Consider the following 16,826-nt stretch of genomic DNA (forward strand, 5'->3'; position numbering starts at 1 on the left):
AAGAGAATGAAGTTGCGGCCATGTTATTCCCGGTATCAACGCAGATAAATCCCCTTAATCAGCTAACTCTTTCAAGAAAATCGCGAAAATCATTCAGCCCGATAGCTGATGACGCGGTTGCGGCCATTTTCCTTGGCGTCGTACAGCAGGCCGTCGGCGCGCTCGATCAGGTTGCGGGCGATGACTTCCGGATCGCCCTCCGCCATGCCCACTTCGAGGCAGGCCACGCCGATCGACACCGTCACCGACAGCTGCAGTTCCGGCGACAGCGTGATCATGCTGCCGGCTACGCTGGCGCGGATGCGCTCGGCCACGAAGGCGGCGCTTTCCAGGTTGGCGTCGATCAGCAGCACGACGAATTCCTCGCCGCCGAAACGCGCCAGTGCGTCCGAAGTGCGCAGCTCGTTCTTGATGCGCGCCGCCACCTCGCGCAGCACCTCGTCGCCGCCGCCGTGGCCGACGGTGTCGTTGACGCGCTTGAAGTGGTCGATGTCGATGTACATGAAGGAAATCGGATACTGCTGGCGGCGCGCCCGCGCAATCTCTTCCAGCAGGCGGCGGTCGATGTAACGGCGATTGTAGACGCCGGTCAGCGAATCGGTCAGGCCGATGTACTTCAGCATCTCGTTGCTGATGACGTTTTCCAGGCAGATGGCAATGATCGACGCCATGTGCTCGATGAAATCGGTGCCCAGGCTCGGCGTGAAGCGGGTCGGATCGCAGCTGCCCAGATTCAGGCTGCCGATGATCCGCTTGTTGCGCAGCAGCGGCACCATCGCCACGCTTTGCAGGCCGACCGGCGCGTTAGGGAAGGTGTGCGCGTGGCGCTGCCGGTCGTACATGCCCAGCAGCGGCCGCGGCGTCGGCGCGTTGGCCGTGCGGCGCGCCAGGTCCAGGCCCAGCTCGTCCAGCGTTTCAACAAAAATCAGGTCGGGGAAATCTTCGAACACCACATCCAGCTTCAGCATCACCGTGCGGATGTCGGCGTCTTCGTCGATCAGCGTCAGCGTCACGCTGTCCAGCTCGGAGATCACGGGCAGCACGCGGAAGATGGTGCCCACCAGTTCCGGGAAATTGCTGGCGCCAACGATTTCCAGATCGAAAGCCTGGTGGCGCGTCATGATCGAATGGTTGCGTTCGGCCTGCTCCAGCAGATAGGCCATGCGCGCGCGCAAAGCCCGGTTCTCGGCCGCCAGATCATGCGCAGCGTCGGCGTGATCGATATTCGGCGGTAGTTTCCCGGTTGCGGTATGCGTCATAAGTGGCCTTTCTTGCGTACCCCTCACCTTACGCCAAGTTGCGGCGCTTGGGAATGCCCCGGGGTGTCAAAATGCCAAGGTAACTTCAATTTCTTGTCCTACGCGCACACGCTGGTCGTCGCCGGCAATCAAAATGGCGTTCATGCCGAAACACAGCGCGCCTTCCAGCTCCGGCTTGGCGCGGTAGCTTTGCATGATGTCCATAGGGTCGGGACCGAACTCGCCGGTGGCCTGATCGACCGACGGCATCGGGCAGCGCGGGCACGGCTTGACCGGCTTCAGCACCACCTCGCCGATCTGGTAGGTTTCCGCGTAGTCTTCCTCGAAGGCTTCGATGCCGTCGATGACCAGGTTGGGACGGAAGCGGTTCATCGGCAGCGCCTGGCGGCCGGCGGCCACCAGTTTCTGGTTCAGATCGTCCAGCGACGCGCTGCCGGCCACCAGGATCGGATAGCCGTCGGAGAACATGGTGGTCGCCTGCACGCCGTCGGTCCACTTGGTGCTGACCGGGCGTTCGGCACTGGCGTGGAAGCGCACCAGCCGACACGGCGCACCGACCGCATTGCTGATCCATTCGGCGGTGAGCGCGTCGCAGTCGTAGGCCTGCACCGTGTCGTCCCACACTTGGACGTTCAGCGACGGCGCGCTGGCCGGGTCCGGCAGGCCCAGGGGAATTTCCAGGCGCAGCATGCCGGGCGCTTGCAGTTCCAGCGTGGTGGCCTTGATCGTTGGCTTGATCAGCGCCATGCGCGGATGCTCGCGCTGGGTCAGGCAGTTGCCGTTGTTGTCCACCACCATCCATTCGCGATCGTAAATCTGCTCGCTCATCAGCCCCAGCGGCGTCACCGTGACTTCCTCCAGGGAGATGCCGGCGCAGGATTTGATCGGGTACAGCGTAATGGCGGACAGTACTGGCATCGGCTTACTCTTCGGTTGGCGTGGCGGAGGCTTTGGGCGGACGTGGCGCACGCGGGGCAGCTGGCTTGCGCGCCGGTTTGGCGGCGGCCGGCTTGGCCTTCGGCTTGCCTTTGGCCGGCTTGTCGGCGGCGGCTTCTGGAGCGGCTTCGGCTGGTGCGGCGACCGGCGCCGCTACCGCGACGGCAGTTTCATCGGCCTTCGGCTTGGCGTTCTGCCTGCCGCCATTGGCGCGGCCGTTCGGCTTGCCGGCCGGGCGTTGTGCCGGTGCGGCTTCGGCAACCGTTGGCTCTGGCGTCGGCGCAGGCGCTGGCGCGACTTCCGGCACCACGGCTGGCGCCTCAACATCGGTCGACGCATTGCCTTTCTTGGCAGCGGTCTTCACCTTGCGTGCAGGCGGCTTGGCGCCATTTTTTTTCTTGGCTGGCGCAGCGGGTGCGGCGACTTCCACCACCGGTGCAGTCTCGACCGGCACAACCACTTCAGGCACAGCGGCCACCTCCACCACCTCGGCGGCCGCCACTGCCGGCGCATCTGCTTGCGGCTGGCCGCCGCGTTGCTGCTGAACCTGGCGCTGCGCCTGGCGTTCGGCAAACCGCTCGGCAGCGGTACGGCCGCGATTGCGGCTGCGGCGCGATTCCTGCTGGCCGCCGTCCACCGGCGCGGCGGCTGGCGCGGCGCCCTCCGTGTTCGTCTGCGCTTCGGCGGCAGCTTGCGGCACACCATTGCCGCGATAAACGTAGGCGCCGGATTTTTCATCGCGGCCGAATTCCAGGTAGCCGCGCGCCTTGCATTCCTCGATCAGATTGCCGAAGGTGCGGAAGCCGTAGTAGGACTCGCTGAAATCCGGCTTGCGGCGCTTGATCGCCTCCTTCAGCACGGAGGCCCAGATCTTGCCGCTGTCGCCGCGTTCCAGCACCAGCGCCTCGAAGGTATTGACGGCGATTTCCACCGCCTGGCTGCGGCGCTTCTCCATCTCGTCGCGGCGTGCGCGTTCCTCTTCCGGCGTGCGCTTGACCTGCGGCTTGCTGTCGGTGGCGCCGCTGCTTTCGCGCTTGGCGCGGCGGCTCTCGCGCACCAGGTCGTCGTAGAAGATGAATTCATCGCAGTTGGCCACCAGCAGGTCCGAGGTGGACTGCTTGACGCCGACGCCGATCACCTTCTTGGCGTTCTCGCGCAGCTTGGACACCAGCGGCGAAAAATCGGAATCGCCGGAGATGATGACGAAGGTATCGACGTGCGACTTGGTGTAGCACAAGTCCAGCGCATCGACCACCATGCGGATGTCGGCCGAGTTCTTGCCGGACTGGCGCACGTGCGGGATCTCGATCAGCTCGAAGTTCGCCTCGTGCATGGGCGCCTTGAAACCCTTGTAGCGGTCCCAGTCGCAATAGGCTTTCTTGACCACGATGCTGCCTTTGAGCAGCAAGCGCTCCAGCACCGGCTTGATGTCGAACTTGTCGTAGTTAGCGTCGCGCACGCCGAGCGCCACGTTTTCGAAGTCGCAGAACAGCGCCATGCTGACGTTTTCGTTGGAAGATGCCATGAAAAGTATTTTCTTGTATAGGAGTGAGGGGGGCGGGAGGCAAACGCGGCGGTCCAGCGATCCGGCAATCCGACGATTATACCCAACAACGGTGCGCGCACGGCTATCGGCACAGCTTGCGTTGCGCGGCGGTCGCGGCGGCGCGCAGGCGCACCGCTTACTGGACCAGGGTAATGACCAGTTGGGACAGGCTATTGGATTGCTTCAGCATGGCGCTGGCGCTCTGCGTAAGCATTTGATCTTGCGTCGCGTTGGCCGCCTCGGTGGCGAAATCGGTATCGACGATGCGCCCACGCGCCGCCTCCGTGTTGTTGCGAACATTGGCGAGGTTGCGGAAGACGCTGTTAAGGCGATTGCTGGTAGCGCCCAATTGCGCGCGCAGCGCGCCCACATCGTCCGCCGCCGCGGCGATCTTGCCGATCAGCGCGTTGGCGGACTCGGCCGAGGTCAATTCGGTGCCGGGGCCGTCGACCGGAAAGCCGGACAGGCTTTCGTCGTCGATCGCGTAATACAGCGAAACATTCAGCCGTCCCAGAAACGGACGGAAGTCGATATTGATGGTTTCCTTCGCGGATGCGCCGGTCTGGAAGGTGATCGCGCTATCCCCCAGTGTGCCCGGGCCTCAGGACCGGACGGCGCAACGATGTATCGCATCAAGTATTTGCCCGCGTACACCCCCTCGTTGATGATCTGATCGATCTGCTTGCTTTGCGTGACATACTCGGCATGTAGCGCATCCCGATCTGCCTGGGTGCTGGAACCGTCCGCCGCCTGCACCGCCAGCTCTCCCAAGCGCGTCAGTAAATTGCTGACCTCATCGAGCATGCCGTCTGCGGTCTGCAACATGGAAATGCCGTTTTGGGTGTTGCGCATGGCGACCGCCATCCCGCTCGATTGGGCCGAGAGCCGGGTCGCCAGTTGCAGACCGGCGGCATCGTCCATGGCGGAGTTGACGCGGTAGCCGGTGCTCAGGCGCGTTTGCGAGGTGGCCAGGGTACTACTGGCGCGACGTAGCGCATTTTGACTGGACAACGATGCGAGGCTGGTACGAAGGCTAAGCATTCAAGCAATCATTCTTTACGAAAATGTTTCTATATTACATAGAGGCGACACCAATTGTAAGGAGATTAAGGATACCGCTGGTTTTTTTCTTAAAACATCCGCTGCAACAAAAAAGCCCCGCATTGCGGGGCCTCCTTGCACTGCCGCTCGGGCAGCGCTTAGACGTTGAACAGGAAGTTCAGCACGTCGCCATCTTTCACGACGTATTCCTTGCCCTCGGCGCGCATCTTGCCGGCTTCTTTCGCGCCGCCCTCGCCCTTGTACTGGATGTAGTCGTCGTAGGCGATGGTTTGTGCGCGGATGAAGCCACGTTCGAAGTCGGTGTGGATCACGCCGGCCGCTTGCGGGGCGGTGTCGCCGATGTGGATGGTCCAGGCGCGCACTTCCTTCACGCCGGCGGTGAAGTAGGTTTGCAGGCCCAGCAGCTTGTAGGCGGCGCGGATCAGACGGTCCAGGCCCGGCTCTTCCATGCCCATGTCGGCCAGGAAGGCGGTCTTGTCAGCGTCGTCCAGGTCGGCGATTTCCGCTTCGATCGCGGCGCAGATGGCGACGATCGGCGCGTTCTGGGTGGCGGCGTAGGCGGTCAGCTGGTCCAGCAGCGGGTTGTTGGTGAAGCCGGAATCCGATACGTTGGCCACGTACATGGCCGGCTTGGCGGTGATCAGGCACAGCGGCTTGATCAGGGCCATTTCGTCGGCATCCAGGCCCATCGCGCGCACCGGTTTGGCTTCGTTCAGGTGCGGCACAATGCGCTCCATGATGGCGACCAGCTTGGCGGCGTCCTTGTCGCCCGAACGGGCTTTCTTGTTTTCGCGGTGGATGGCTTTTTCCACGGTGCCCAGGTCGGCCAGCGCCAGCTCGGTCTGGATCACTTCGATGTCGTCCAGCGGGCTGACCTTGCCGGCCACGTGGATCACGTTGTCGTCTTCGAAGCAGCGCACCACGTTGACGATGGCGTCGGTTTCGCGGATGTGCGACAGGAACTGGTTGCCCAGGCCCTCGCCCTGCGAGGCGCCCGCCACCAGGCCGGCGATGTCGACGAACTCGACGATGGCGTTGACCATGCGCTCAGGCTTGACGATGTCGGCCAGCGCGGCCATGCGCGGGTCCGGCACTTCGACCACGCCGACGTTCGGCTCGATGGTGCAGAACGGGTAGTTTTCGGCCGGGATGCCGGCCTTGGTCAGGGCGTTGAACAGGGTGGACTTGCCGACGTTAGGCAAGCCGACGATGCCGCATTGGAGACTCATGTGAACCTTTAAATTATCAATATTGCCGGCAAGCGGCTGGTGAAAAACGGCCCGCAGGCGGCGTTTTTGGATATTCTTGCTGTTTCTAAGCTAATACAGCGTTCAAGGGTCCATTGTACCTCCCTTGTCCCCACTCTTCAAAAAACAGGAGGCCGCATGACCATGCGTGACGCCGGACGGGACCAGTTCCGCCACTTCCAGGCCATTCCGACCCGCTGGATGGACAACGATATCTATGGCCACGTGAACAACGTTGTCTATTACTCATATTTCGACACGGCGGTGAACCAGTTCCTGATCGAGGCCGGCGTGCTGGATATTCACCAGGGCGAGGTGGTGGGCTTCGTGGTGGACAGCGGCTGCTCCTACTTCAGTCCGATCGCCTTTCCGGACGTGGTGCACGCCGGCATCCGCGTGGCCAAGCTGGGCAACTCCAGCGTGCGCTACGAAGTCGCCCTTTACCGCAACGACGATGCCCTGCCCGCCGCCGCCGGCCATTTCGTCCATGTCTACGTCGACCGCGCCAGCAACCGCGCTGTGCCAGTGCCGCCCGCCGTGCGTGACGTGCTGAATACGCTGGCTGTTCTTGGCTGACTTGTTTGATGCTAGACTCATTCGTCATCGCACTCGAATAATTTATCTTCATCAGGAAAGCCACATGCTATTTTCTCGTTGCCAAGCGCCGTTGCGTACCTCCGTTCTGATTGCCAGCCTGATGCTGGCTGGTGCTTATACCTTGCCGGTGCAGGCGACGCCGGCGGTGGCGGCGGTCAAGGCCAACCAGGCGCAGAAGCAGTTGGCGAAGATCGCGGCGGCCTTCCATACCGCGCGCTGCAAGTTCGATCCGCTGCTGTTTGCCACCGCCAATGGCGACAGCCGCTATGACGATCAGCTCGGCCTGGCGATTTCGCCCAAGGTGCGCGCGGCCCAGTTCACGCTATACCGCGGCATGCAGAAGCAGCTGATGGCGGTGCGCCGCGACCAGCTTGGCGCGCAGGAGCAACTGACCTACGACCTGCTCACCTATGAGCTGAACAACGCGATGCAGCTGGAGTCCTTCCCCGACCACCTGCTGCCGCTGAACCAGTTCGACAACGTGCCCAGCACGCTGGCCAACTACGCCGGCGGCACCGGTTCGCAGCCACTGGAAACGGTCAAGCAATACCAGGCTTATCTGAGCCGCCTGAACCAGCTGCCCGGCTGGATCGATCAGGCCATCGCCAACATGAAGGAAGGCATCCGCAGCGGCGTGGTGCAGCCGAAGGCGATCACCGTCGCCATGCTGCCGCAGTTCCAGAACCTGCGCGCCGCCACGCCAGAAGCCAGCGTCTATTATTCGCCGGTGACGCGCTTCCCGGCCGCGTTCTCCGACGCCGAGAAAAAGCAGCTCACCGCTGCCTACCTGAAAACGGTGGACAGCAAGATCGCGCCGGCGTTGACCCGCCTGGTCGATTTCCTCGAACACCAGTACCTGCCGGCCAGCCGCACCAGCACCGGCTGGAGTGCGCTGCCGAACGGCATGGCCTGGTATGCGGCCCACATCAAGGACAGCACCAACCTGCCGCTGACGCCGGACGAAGTCCACGCGCTGGGCCTGAAGGAGGTGGCGCGCATCCAGCAGCAGCTGACCGTGCTCGGTCCCAAGCTGGGCTACGACGGCCCGGAGAAGCAGCTGCCGCAATGGGTCGGCGCGCAAACCAAGTTCGACATTTTCACCAGCGACGAGCAGGTGCTAGATGCCTACCGCGCCATCTACGCGCAGGTCCAGGCCAAGCTGCCGACCTACTTCAGCCTGATTCCGAAAGCGAAGCTGGAGCTGCACCTGGAACCGGAACTGACGCGCGCCACCGCCTCCGACCACTACACGCCGCCAGCCGCCGACGGTTCGCACCCTGGCGTGTTCTGGCCGGTGGTGAACGATCCGAAGAAATACAGCCGGGTCGACATGGTCAGCCTGTTCCTGCACGAAGGCGTGCCGGGCCACCACCTGCACGCGGCGCTGCTGAAGGAATTGGACCTGCCGGACTTCCGCAAGTTCAGCACCGAGAATCCGAACAGCGCGGCCTACACCGAAGGCTGGGCGCTGTATTGCGAAACGCTGGGCAAGGAGATGGGCCTGTACGATGACCCGGTGGCCTACTACGGCCATTTGAACGCGGAGATGCTGCGCGCCGCGCGCCTGGTGGTCGATACCGGCATGCACGCCAAGGGCTGGTCGCGCGAGCAGGCCATCGCCTACCTGGTCGAGACGCTGGGCTGGAGCGAACCGCGCGCACGCAACCAGATCGAGCGCTACATGGTCTGGCCGGCGCAGGCGTTGAGCTACAAGATCGGCTCGCTGAAGATCCTGGAACTGCGCGCCCGCGCGCAGATGGCCTTGGGCGACAAGTTCAGCTACCCGAAATTCCACGAGGTGGTGATTGGCGACGGCACGCTGCCGCTGCCGATCCTGGAACAGCGCGTCGATCGCTGGATCGCCGCCACCAAATAAAACCGGGGTCAGTTCTGCCAATCGCACACGAACTCATGTACCAATGGCAGAACTGACCCCGGATTGAGGTTTATTTGGCCATCACGTTCATCACCGCCAGCGTCATCGCCTGGGCGGCGGTCTTGATCGAGGGTTCCGGCACCGGCGCGTAGTACGGCGAGTGGTTGAAGGCGACCGGCTTGCCGCCGTGCTCGGCTTCCGCCACCGCTTTCGGGTCGTAGACGCCGGTGAAGAAGAACATGCCCGGCACGCCCTGGTTCACGTATTGCGAAAAGTCTTCGCTGGCGGTCATGGCCGGCATGCGCGATACGTTGGCGTCGCCGAAGGCTTTCTTCAGCACGCCTTCGGTGCGGGTCACCAGCGCTGCGTTGTTTTCGATGGCGATGCCGCCGGGGATCAGCTGCACGTCCGGCGCCGGCGCGTCGGCCATCGCCGCCGAGGCGTTGGCGACGCGACGCACGCCGGCCAGGATTTTCTCCCGCACAGCCGGGCTGTAGCTGCGGATGGTGCCGCGCACTTTCACCGTGTCCGGGATGATGTTGCCGACCGTGCCGCCGTTGATGGCGCCGATGGTCACCACGCCGAATTCCTTCGGATCTTTCTCGCGGCTGATGACGGTCTGTACCTCGACCACGAAGCGCGCGGCGATGGTGATCGGGTCCAGCGCCTTGTCCGGCGCCGAGCCGTGGCCGCCGCGGCCCTTGAAGGTGATCTCGATCGCGTCGGAGTTCGACGACACCGGCCCGCTGTTGTAGCCGATGGTGCCGTAGGCCAGCGGCCACGAGTGCAGCGCGAACGCATAGTCCGGCTTGCCGAAGCGCTGAAACAGCCCATCCTCCAGCATGGCCTTGGCGCCGGACACGGTTTCTTCCGCCGGCTGGCCGATGAACATCAGTGTGCCTTGCCATTGCGACTTGAGCGCCACCAGCGTGCGCGCGCTGGCCAGCCAGGCCGTCATGTGGACATCGTGGCCGCAGCTGTGGGCGGCGCCGTTCTTGCTGGCGTATGGCAGGCCGGATTTTTCTTCCATCGGCAAGGCGTCCATCTCGGTACGCACCAGCACCAGCGGGCCGGGACCGTTCTTGTAGATGGCGACGATGCCGGTCTTGCCGACCTTTTCCGTGACCTCGAAGCCGATCTTGCGCATTTCGGCAGCCAGCCTGGCGGCGGTGCGCTCTTCCTGGAAGGCGATTTCGGGATGCGCGTGCAAGTCCTTGTAGATCGTCTCCAGTTGCGGATACATGCCGTTGATGAGGGCGCCTGCGTCCTGCGCCTGGGCGGCCGTGGCGGCCAGCAGTGCAACGATCGGTAAGAGTTTCATTGCTTCCTTTAGTCGGTATGCAGCTTGGTGGTGGCGGCGGGGAATTCGCCTTTGACGATTTGCGGCATGATCAGCAGCGATTTTTCAATGGCGCGTTCGATCAGTTCCTGGTCTTCGCGACGCGGGCGGTGCAGCACGAAATCCGCCACCTGCTGCGCCAGGTTCAGCGAACGCGGATGGCCGACGCCGAGGCGCAGCCGCCAGTAGTCCTGCGTGCCGAGCGCGGCGGTGATGTCCTTCAGGCCGTTGTGGCCGCCCGAGGAGCCGCCTTTTTTCAGGCGGGCGATGCCGGGCAGCAGGTCCAGCTCGTCGTGCACGACCAGCACTTCGTCGGCGGCGATCTTGAAGAAGCGGCACAGCGCGCCGACCGACTGGCCGGACCGGTTCATAAAGGTCAGCGGCTCCAGCAGATACACTTCCTGGCCGGCGATCGAGGTCCTGGCCACCATGGCGTTGTACTTGGCTTCGCGCTGCAGGCGCGCGCCGCTGTCGTTGGCGAGGTTGTCCACCAGCCAGAAGCCGGCGTTGTGGCGGGTTTGTTCGTATTCAGGGCCGGGATTGCCGAGGCCAACGATAAGACGGATGGGCATGACGTGATAACGATGTGATTGATACGTGATTATGGACGAAAAAAAACCCTGTAGCGCTGAACGCGATCTTGAGCGCGTTCAGGCTACAGGGTTTTTTAGCGAAGCGGTTTAAATTACTTCTTGGCTTCTTCGGTGGTTGCAGCGGCTTCAGCAGCAACGTGGCCAGCAGGTACCGAAGCGGTAGCGATGGTCAGGTTGTTGCCGTGGGTGACAGCGGTCACGCCAGCTGGCAGTTTGATGTCGTTCACGTGCACCGAGTGGCCGACGTCCACGTTGGTCAGGTCAACGGTCACGAACTCTGGCAGGTCTTTCGGCAGGCATTCGATTTCGATTTCGTTGGCAACGTGGCTGATGGTTGCGCCGTGCAGCTTGACCGCTGGCGAAATTTCAGCGTTGGCGAAGTGCAGCGCCACTTTCATGTGGATCTTTTTGCCGGCGTCAACGCGCTGGAAGTCAGCGTGCAGAACCAGTTGTTTGAACGCGTGCATCTGGAAGTCGCGCAGCAGAACTTTCTCTGCCTTGCCGTCGATTTCCAGGTCCAGGATCGACGAGTGGAACGCTTCTTTTTTCAGCGCGTGGTACAGGGCGTTGTGGTCCAGGGCGATGGTCACCGGTGCTTCGGTACCGCCGTAGATGATGCCAGGGGTTTGGCCCGAATTGCGCAGGCGGCGGCTCGCTCCGGAACCTTGCAATTCGCGTTTGAATGCAACAACTTTCATGTGTAACTCCAATAATTAACAGGGCTTGCGCCCCGTGTGATGAAGCGCCCCGCGACCAGGCGCGCTTCGGGAAAAACGGCGCGCCCGGAAAAAACCGGGCGCGCCGCCTGAAAAACTTGGCTTGTCGAGACTGCTTAGTCGACGAACAGGGAGATCACGGAATCGCCCTTGATGATGCGTTTGAACGTCTCGGCCAGCAGCGGTGCGCAGGTCAGCTGACGGATCTTGGCGCACTGCTTGGCGGCGTCGGACAGCGGAATCGTGTCGGTCACCACCAGTTCGTCCAGCGACGAGCTGTTGATGCGGTCGATCGCCGGGCCGGACAGCACAGCGTGGGTGCAATATGCTACCACTTTCTTGGCGCCGCGCTCTTTCAGCACTTCCGCCGCCTTGACCAGGGTGCCGGCGGTATCCACCATGTCATCCATGATCACGCAGTTGCGGCCTTCGACGTCACCGATGATGTTCATCACTTCGGACACATTGGCTTTCGGACGACGCTTGTCGATGATCGCCAGGTCGCAGCCCAGGCGCTTGGCCAGGGCACGGGCACGCACCACGCCACCGACGTCCGGGGACACCACCAGCAGGTCTTCGTTGTGCTTTTTCTGCAGGTCGCCCAGCAGGATAGGCGAAGCGTAGATATTGTCGACCGGGATATCGAAGAAGCCCTGGATCTGGTCTGCGTGCAGATCCATGATCAGGACGCGCTCGACGCCGGCTTCTTCCAGCATGTTGGCGACCACTTTGGCCGAGATCGCAACGCGCGCCGAACGTGGGCGGCGGTCTTGACGGGCGTAACCAAAGTAAGGAATCGCAGCGGTGATGCGGCCAGCCGAAGCGCGTTTCAGGGCGTCAACCATCAGGATCAGTTCCATCAGGTTGTCGTTGGTTGGCGCGCAGGTCGATTGCAGCACGAAAACGTCTTTACCGCGGACGTTTTCATTGATCTCAACCATGACTTCGCCGTCCGAGAATTTCGAAACGTTTGCCTTGCCGAGGGGGATGCCGAGATTTTTTGCGACTCCCTCTGCCAACGCAGGATTAGCGTTGCCGGTAAAAACCATCAGGTTTTCGTAAGCCATTGGGATTCCAGAGAAGTTGTAGAAGATTCTTTGAAGAGCCAGCGCAAGCAGCGCGGCACTGAACTAAATGGAATGAGGCGCATCGTGCGCCTCACTTTTTGCTCTATCTGGCCGGAGACTAGTGCCTCGACGGTTCCAGATACAAACGAATGGCAGGGGAACAAGGATTCGAACCTTGGTATGCCGGAATCAAAATCCGGTGCCTTAACCAGCTTGGCGATTCCCCTACGCAACTGACTGCTCGTCGTTACAGGCCGATATTGTACAGCCTTTTTCACGCTTCGCAAAATCTTTTTTGCCGATTCACAACTTGGCGCTGAATTTCCCGATGAGTGGATGCTGTTTCAGCGCCTTGGCCTTCCAGGCTGTCCACTGCGCTGGCACTTTTGCAAGTACCGCGTCGGCGTCCGCCTCGGTTGCTACCGCACTGAACACACATGCACCGGAACCAGTCATCCTGGCATCGCCGTAAGCACCGAGCCATTCTACCGCTTCTGCTACCGGCGGGAATAACTTCGTTGCTACCTGTTGCAAGTCGTTCTTTCCAAACCCCGATGTGCTGGAGTGGCTGGAAAAGTCCGTTATATTAACGAGCGGCGTGTCCCTTGTCAAATGTTCTGAACCGAAAATTGCCGCCGTGGGCACCATGACGCCCGGTTCGATGACCACATACCAACATTCCGGCGCCGATACCGCCTGCAGCGCCTCGCCCACCCCTTCGGCAAAGGCGGTTTCGCCAAAGATGAAGAACGGGATGTCGGCGCCCAGCGGCAGGCCCAGGGCCATCAGTTCCTGCTTGCTCAGGCCGGCATTCCACAGGTGGTTCAGCGCCATCAGCGTGGTGGCGGCGTCGGACGAGCCGCCGCCGACGCCGCCGCCCATCGGCAGGATCTTGTCGATTTCAATGTTCACGCCGCGCGGCAAGGCGCCGCTGCGGCGCAGCACCTCGGCTTGCAGCAGGCTGGCGGCGCGGATAATCAGGTCGCTCTCTTCCGGCACGCCGGGCAGGTCCGTCACGCGGCGCAGCGCGGTGTCGTCGCGCAGCGCGAAGTGCAGCGTGTCGCCATGGTCGATCAGCTGGAACACGGTTTGCAGCAGGTGGTAGCCGTCGGCGCGGCGGCCATTCACGTGCAGGAAAAGGTTGAGCTTGGCCGGAGCCGGGCAGTTGTTCAGCGCAGTGTCGAATGCAGTCATGCCGATATTTTACTTGTCGGACGGGAAGATGACGACGCGGATGTTGACGTCATCCACCGCCTCGCCCAACACGATGCGGGTGGCGTCGATGCGCTTCGGTTGCGGCACGGCGGCCTGGTCGTCCTGCCAGCTGACGTAGTCCAGTTTCCAGCCGTCGCGCGTGATGACGGTGTCGTTGGCGGGCGAGGCGACGAAGCGCTTGCCGTCGCGGCCGGTGGCGTAGCCCTGCAGCCATTCGCGCAGGCCGGACACCGGCAGCACCCAGCCCAGCGTTTTCTGTGTCAGCGCATCGACGTCCGGTGCGCGCTGCGGCGGCTTGCCGCTTTCGGTCAGTGTGGCCGAGGTCGGCGTGACATTGATCACGGCCGCCGTCTGCCCGGTCGGCAGGGTCAGGGTGACGTCGGTATTGGTTTTGGTCTGCTGCCAGTTGAAGGAGACGGTCGCCGATTCCTTCTTGCCGTCATGGCTGTAGTTGATGCCGATGCGGCCGGCCAGCGCGATATCGTCGCGATACGGCGCCACGCCGGCGCTGGAGACCGGGCCGGACGGCGTGGTGGCGCAACCGGCAACGGCGGACAGGGCAAGGGCAAACAGCAGTGGTCGTATCATTTATACACTTTGAATTAAATGCTTTGATTCAGGCGCGCCAGCGTGCTCTTCAGCGCGTCGTTTTTCGGATCCTTGCTCTGCGCTTCCTGCCACATCTTCTGCGCGCCGGCGAGGTCGCCTTTGACGAACAGCACTTCGCCCAGGTGCACGGCGATTTCCGGATCGCTGCGCAAGGTGTAGGCGCGGCGCAGGAAGGATTCGGCTTCGTTCAGGTTGCCCATGCGGAACTGCACCCAGCCCATGCTGTCCATGATGAAGGGATCGCCCGGCGCCATCTTCATCGCCTTGTCGATCAGCGAATAGGCTTCCGGCAGGCGCTCATTGCGTTCGGCCAGCGAATAGCCCAGCGCGTTGTAGGCATGCTGGTTGTCCGGCGCGGCGATCATCACCTGGCGCAGGGCTTTTTCCATCAGCTCCACCTGGCCCAGCTTTTCCGCCACCAGCGCGAAGTCGTACAGCAGGTCGGGATTGTCCGGGTAGCGCTTCAGCGCGTTTTCCAGCACCACGTAGGCGGCACGGTGGTCGCCGGCGTCGCGCAGCAGCTGGGCGTCGGTCTGGAATACCTGGGCCTGGTCGTTCGGATCGGCCGGTTTCAGTTCGGCCAGCTGCTTGCGGGCCTCGTCGATATTGCCTTTGCGGGCGGTCAGCAGCGCCATCTTCATGCGTGCGGCGAGGTAGATTTTTTCATCGCTGCCGTCGACCTTGTCCAGCCAGTTGTAGGCCGCGTCGAAGTCGCCGCGCTGCTCGGCGATCTGCGACAGTATCATCAGCACCTTGGACGGGTCGCGCTCGTCGTTGGGGTGATTCTCCAGTGCGGTGACGAAGCGGCTGAAGTATTTTTCCGCATCCGGCAGATTGTCGGACTGCATCGACATCACGCCCAGCGCGTACAGCGTGGCGATGTTGTCCGGTTGGTCGTTCAGCAGGATCAGGAATTGTTTGCGGCCTTCGTCGAACTGCTTGTTGTCGACCAGGATGCGGGCGTAGGCGGCACGCACTTCGGCCGACTTCGGATATTTGTCGAGGAAGCTGCTCAGCTGCTTGAGCGCGCCGTCGATGTCGCCCGACACCTGGGCGCTGGTCAGGACCACCAGTTCGGAATCCGGCTTGATGGCCAGCGCCTTGGCCGACTCTTCGCGCGCGCGCGCCAGGTCGTTCAGGCTGAACGCGCCTTGCGACAGGATCAAATGGGCTTCCAGCGTGTCGTCATACGGCATCAGCACGCGTTCCTGCAGCGTGAAGGCGGCGTTCTTGTCCTTGGCGCGCAGCAGGTATTGCTGCATCTGGAACATCACCAGCGGGCGCGCGGCCGGCTTGGCTTTTTTCAGGCGTTCCTCGAACAGCGCTTCGGCCTCGCCCAGATCGTCGGCCACCACGGCAAAGCCGAGGAAGTACTGCACCGCCTCGTCCGAATCCGGCGCCAGGCTGCGCCACAGGCGGATGGCGGCCACCGCTTCGCCGGTCTGCTTGGCGGTCAGCGCCATTTCGGCGGCGCGCTTCGCCAGGCGCGGATCGCGGGTCTGCTGGGCCAGCGACATCATGGTGATGTACGGGCCCTGCCACTGCCCTTTCTTGAATTCCAGCTCGGCCTTGGTGATGCGGAACAGCAGATCGCCCGTCAGCTCGGTATTCGGCAGCACTTCCGGCGCCGGGGCCGGCGCTTCGGCGACAGCCGGCGCTTCCGCCTCGGCGGGCGCGGCGGGCTGCGGCGCAGCGGCGGACTCGGCCGGTTTTTCCGGCGCGATGGCGCACGCCGACAGCATGGCAGAGAGGGTTACAATGGCGAAAGCGTTTTTCAAGGGTAGATCCTGGCAGGTCAGCAAAGTACAGTCAGATTTTACGCCGATCGCATCGCGGGCGGAGTTTGACTAGTGTAACCAAATATTCCGCCACGGCCAGACGTTACCCGCCTTTATTTCCTCAGCCCTAAGAGACAGTTGCCAGACAGATGCCAGAATTACCAGAAGTCGAAGTCACCCGGCGCGGCGTCGCGCCCCATGTCGAAGGCCGCACCGTGCGCCAGGTGGTGCTGCGCCGCGATGGTTTGCGCTGGCCCTTCCCGCCCGAGTTGCCGCAGCTGCTGGCGCAGCGCAAAGTGCTGCGCACCGGCCGCCGCGGCAAATACCTGCTGATCCATTTCGAGCACGGCACGCTGATCATCCACCTCGGCATGTCCGGCCACCTGCGGGTGATGGCGCCGGGCATCGAGCCGGAAAAGCACGACCACTTCGACCTCGAGGTCAGCGGTCCGGCAGGCAACCAGGTGCTGCGCATGAAAGACCCGCGCCGCTTCGGCGCCGTGCTGTGGCACGACGACGCCGACGGCGATTTGGAACACCATGTGCTGCTGCGCGGCCTCGGCGTGGAGCCGCTGGAAGCGGGCTTCAGCGGCAAATTGCTGTACGATCAGACCCGGCAGCGCAGCGCGCCGGTCAAGCAGGTGCTGCTGGCGGGCGATATCGTGGTGGGTGTCGGTAATATTTATGCATCGGAAAGCCTGTTCCGCGCCGGCATCAATCCGAAGACGCCGGCCAAGCGCATCAGCCTGGCGCGCTACGAGAAACTGGCGCAGGCGGTGCGCGAGATCCTGGCCGAGGCCATCGTCCAGGGCGGCAGCACGCTGCGCGACTTTATCAGCGTCAACGGGCAGTCCGGGTATTTCCAGCAGACGTATTTCGTCTATGATCGGGCTGGCGTGCCCTGCCGCGTGTGCGCGGCGCCGATACGCCAGATCAAGCAGGGCCAGCGCTCCACCTTCTATTGTGTGAATTGCCAAAAATAAGGG

At 62.7% G+C, this 16,826-nt stretch carries 16 protein-coding genes and 1 tRNA gene; 3 read left to right on the plus strand and 14 right to left on the minus strand.

The window, feature by feature from the left end:
- Nucleotides 1-89: 89 nt before the first annotated feature.
- The 6 genes from GJ698_RS23625 to ychF form a co-directional block, all read right to left on the minus strand.
- Complete coding sequence (locus GJ698_RS23625; RefSeq protein WP_154360320.1) at nt 90-1,259, minus strand: GGDEF domain-containing protein; 1,170 nt, start codon at nt 1,257-1,259, stop codon at nt 90-92.
- Between the two features lie 66 nt (nt 1,260-1,325).
- On the minus strand, nt 1,326-2,177 hold the full coding sequence (locus tag GJ698_RS23630) for an MOSC domain-containing protein (RefSeq protein WP_154360321.1): 852 nt from the start codon (nt 2,175-2,177) through the stop codon (nt 1,326-1,328).
- Nucleotides 2,178-2,181: 4 nt separating this feature from the next.
- On the minus strand, nt 2,182-3,720 hold the full coding sequence (locus GJ698_RS23635) for an NYN domain-containing protein (RefSeq protein WP_154360322.1): 1,539 nt from the start codon (nt 3,718-3,720) through the stop codon (nt 2,182-2,184).
- Nucleotides 3,721-3,877: 157 nt separating this feature from the next.
- A complete protein-coding gene (locus tag GJ698_RS31050) occupies nt 3,878-4,171 on the minus strand; it encodes a flagellin (protein WP_229260140.1) in 294 nt (97 codons plus the stop codon).
- A 71-nt stretch (nt 4,172-4,242) separates the two neighbouring features.
- The gene (locus GJ698_RS31055) at nt 4,243-4,782 is read right to left on the minus strand and encodes a flagellin N-terminal helical domain-containing protein (RefSeq protein WP_229260141.1); all 540 of its coding nucleotides are present in this window, start codon (nt 4,780-4,782) and stop codon (nt 4,243-4,245) included.
- Between the two features lie 158 nt (nt 4,783-4,940).
- Nucleotides 4,941-6,032 carry a redox-regulated ATPase YchF gene (gene ychF / locus GJ698_RS23645; RefSeq protein WP_154360323.1) on the minus strand — a complete coding sequence of 364 codons (1,092 nt, stop codon included), beginning with the start codon at nt 6,030-6,032 and terminating at the stop codon, nt 4,941-4,943.
- A 162-nt stretch (nt 6,033-6,194) separates the two neighbouring features.
- Here ychF and GJ698_RS23650 point away from each other — a divergent pair, with 162 nt between their 5' ends.
- Both GJ698_RS23650 and GJ698_RS23655 read left to right on the plus strand, forming a co-directional pair.
- Entirely contained in the window at nt 6,195-6,626 is a 432-nt protein-coding gene (locus tag GJ698_RS23650) for an acyl-CoA thioesterase (protein WP_229260142.1), read from the plus strand.
- A 64-nt stretch (nt 6,627-6,690) separates the two neighbouring features.
- Entirely contained in the window at nt 6,691-8,523 is a 1,833-nt protein-coding gene (locus GJ698_RS23655; protein WP_154360324.1) for a DUF885 domain-containing protein, read from the plus strand.
- Between the two features lie 70 nt (nt 8,524-8,593).
- On the opposite strand, the gene GJ698_RS23660 is transcribed toward GJ698_RS23655, so the two are convergent.
- The 8 genes from GJ698_RS23660 to GJ698_RS23695 all read right to left on the minus strand — a co-directional run bounded on the left by GJ698_RS23660 (nt 8,594) and on the right by GJ698_RS23695 (nt 15,804).
- Entirely contained in the window at nt 8,594-9,844 is a 1,251-nt protein-coding gene (locus GJ698_RS23660) for an amidohydrolase (protein WP_154360325.1), read from the minus strand.
- Between the two features lie 8 nt (nt 9,845-9,852).
- Nucleotides 9,853-10,434 (minus strand): aminoacyl-tRNA hydrolase, encoded by a 582-nt coding sequence (pth, locus tag GJ698_RS23665; RefSeq protein WP_154360326.1) that lies wholly within the window; start codon nt 10,432-10,434, stop codon nt 9,853-9,855.
- A 113-nt stretch (nt 10,435-10,547) separates the two neighbouring features.
- Nucleotides 10,548-11,153 (minus strand): 50S ribosomal protein L25/general stress protein Ctc, encoded by a 606-nt coding sequence (locus tag GJ698_RS23670; RefSeq protein WP_154360327.1) that lies wholly within the window; start codon nt 11,151-11,153, stop codon nt 10,548-10,550.
- A gap of 134 nt (nt 11,154-11,287) precedes the next feature.
- Nucleotides 11,288-12,238 (minus strand): ribose-phosphate pyrophosphokinase, encoded by a 951-nt coding sequence (locus GJ698_RS23675; RefSeq protein ID WP_154360328.1) that lies wholly within the window; start codon nt 12,236-12,238, stop codon nt 11,288-11,290.
- Nucleotides 12,239-12,388: 150 nt separating this feature from the next.
- Nucleotides 12,389-12,465, minus strand: a tRNA-Gln gene (locus GJ698_RS23680).
- Between the two features lie 76 nt (nt 12,466-12,541).
- Nucleotides 12,542-13,432 (minus strand): 4-(cytidine 5'-diphospho)-2-C-methyl-D-erythritol kinase, encoded by an 891-nt coding sequence (gene ispE / locus GJ698_RS23685; RefSeq protein ID WP_154360329.1) that lies wholly within the window; start codon nt 13,430-13,432, stop codon nt 12,542-12,544.
- 9 nt (nt 13,433-13,441) lie between these two features.
- Nucleotides 13,442-14,041, minus strand: a complete 600-nt coding sequence (locus GJ698_RS23690) for an outer membrane lipoprotein LolB (RefSeq protein ID WP_154360330.1) — start codon at nt 14,039-14,041, stop codon at nt 13,442-13,444.
- 14 nt (nt 14,042-14,055) lie between these two features.
- On the minus strand, nt 14,056-15,804 hold the full coding sequence (locus tag GJ698_RS23695) for a tetratricopeptide repeat protein (protein WP_154360352.1): 1,749 nt from the start codon (nt 15,802-15,804) through the stop codon (nt 14,056-14,058).
- Between the two features lie 185 nt (nt 15,805-15,989).
- Between GJ698_RS23695 and mutM the strand changes: the two genes are divergently transcribed.
- A complete protein-coding gene (gene mutM / locus GJ698_RS23700; protein ID WP_154360331.1) occupies nt 15,990-16,823 on the plus strand; it encodes a bifunctional DNA-formamidopyrimidine glycosylase/DNA-(apurinic or apyrimidinic site) lyase in 834 nt (277 codons plus the stop codon).
- Nucleotides 16,824-16,826: the final 3 nt, after the last annotated feature.

This window comes from Duganella aquatilis (genome assembly GCF_009674565.1).
Taxonomy (GTDB): domain Bacteria; phylum Pseudomonadota; class Gammaproteobacteria; order Burkholderiales; family Burkholderiaceae_D; genus Rugamonas; species Rugamonas aquatilis.

Bases quoted from the DNA above. Each gene is read 5' to 3' on its own strand.
- GJ698_RS23675 (WP_154360328.1), bottom strand. From the start codon at position 12,238: ATGGCTTACGAAAACCTGATGGTTTTTACCGGCAACGCTAATCCTGCG.
- mutM (WP_154360331.1), top strand. From the start codon at position 15,990: ATGCCAGAATTACCAGAAGTCGAAGTCACCCGGCGCGGCGTCGCGCCC.
- GJ698_RS23650 (WP_229260142.1), top strand. From the start codon at position 6,195: ATGCGTGACGCCGGACGGGACCAGTTCCGCCACTTCCAGGCCATTCCG.
- GJ698_RS31055 (WP_229260141.1), bottom strand. From the start codon at position 4,782: ATGCTTAGCCTTCGTACCAGCCTCGCATCGTTGTCCAGTCAAAATGCG.
- ispE (WP_154360329.1), bottom strand. From the start codon at position 13,432: ATGACTGCATTCGACACTGCGCTGAACAACTGCCCGGCTCCGGCCAAG.
- GJ698_RS23630 (WP_154360321.1), bottom strand. From the start codon at position 2,177: ATGCCAGTACTGTCCGCCATTACGCTGTACCCGATCAAATCCTGCGCC.
- GJ698_RS23695 (WP_154360352.1), bottom strand. From the start codon at position 15,804: ATGCTGTCGGCGTGCGCCATCGCGCCGGAAAAACCGGCCGAGTCCGCC.
- GJ698_RS23670 (WP_154360327.1), bottom strand. From the start codon at position 11,153: ATGAAAGTTGTTGCATTCAAACGCGAATTGCAAGGTTCCGGAGCGAGC.
- GJ698_RS23660 (WP_154360325.1), bottom strand. From the start codon at position 9,844: ATGAAACTCTTACCGATCGTTGCACTGCTGGCCGCCACGGCCGCCCAG.
- GJ698_RS23635 (WP_154360322.1), bottom strand. From the start codon at position 3,720: ATGGCATCTTCCAACGAAAACGTCAGCATGGCGCTGTTCTGCGACTTC.
- pth (WP_154360326.1), bottom strand. From the start codon at position 10,434: ATGCCCATCCGTCTTATCGTTGGCCTCGGCAATCCCGGCCCTGAATAC.
- GJ698_RS23655 (WP_154360324.1), top strand. From the start codon at position 6,691: ATGCTATTTTCTCGTTGCCAAGCGCCGTTGCGTACCTCCGTTCTGATT.
- ychF (WP_154360323.1), bottom strand. From the start codon at position 6,032: ATGAGTCTCCAATGCGGCATCGTCGGCTTGCCTAACGTCGGCAAGTCC.
- GJ698_RS23625 (WP_154360320.1), bottom strand. From the start codon at position 1,259: ATGACGCATACCGCAACCGGGAAACTACCGCCGAATATCGATCACGCC.
- GJ698_RS23690 (WP_154360330.1), bottom strand. From the start codon at position 14,041: ATGATACGACCACTGCTGTTTGCCCTTGCCCTGTCCGCCGTTGCCGGT.